The sequence below is a fragment of the Pseudoalteromonas sp. MMG013 genome, assembly GCF_018100885.1.
GTDB classification, from domain to species: domain Bacteria; phylum Pseudomonadota; class Gammaproteobacteria; order Enterobacterales; family Alteromonadaceae; genus Pseudoalteromonas; species Pseudoalteromonas aurantia.
In genome coordinates, this window is sequence record NZ_JAGJEE010000094.1 from 1 (window position 1) to 766 (window position 766).

At 43.1% G+C, this 766-nt stretch carries 1 pseudogene; it reads right to left on the minus strand.

The window, feature by feature from the left end:
* Positions 1-231 precede the first annotated feature (231 nt).
* Positions 232-766, minus strand: a pseudogene (locus tag J8L98_RS24485) (transposase); the annotation flags it as partial.

Genomic DNA, 766 nt, shown 5'->3' on the forward strand with positions numbered 1-766 from the left:
TAGTAAATAAAACCTACTGATGACACCCACTCAAAATTCACGCGAATTCCTAAAGAATATCACAAGCATATCGCTTAGTTCATAAGTCTGAATTTGAAATATAAGCTGCAGACTCAAAAAGCATACAAAAATGGTGTTGCTCAGCACTCATAGTGCATGGCTAATCCACCACCTCAATGCTGTGTTGTCTAGGGTTAGAGTGTTTAAAGGGTTATCTTAATGGTGTAAGCTTTAAGATAGCAACTTTTCACACTGCCGATAATTAGCCCGTCGTTTTATTTCTAAACTCGCACAATAATTATCAAGCTTTTGTGGTCGCCCTACTGCACCGTGAAATACGCTCGTAAATTGCGTGGTGAGTTTTTGCCAGTTTTCAGGGGCTATGTTAAGCCGGTCTAAAATAGGGGAATTAATTGAGCTTATAGCGCCTCGCTTGTCTGCTCGCATACATCTGCCTGTTAGCTCGACAAGTTCTAAGTACGACTTTAGTTCAAATGGGATGCCTTTGGGCATATGCTTTCTGGGGCTGCCTGCAAAACGCGCCAATTGTTTGGGTTGCTTGCCCTCTTTGGCATGTTCACACCGTGTTTTAACACTGGTATAGTCTGACGTTTCCGGTGTGTCAGCCATTTTAGCTCTTATCGGGTTTAAATCAACATAGGCCATACAGGCCGCCAGTGCAGCTTCATCAAGTAAGGCTTGTGATTTAAAGCGCCCTTCCCAAAATCGACCCGTACAGCTATCTTCTTTATTCGCTTTTCGGGCT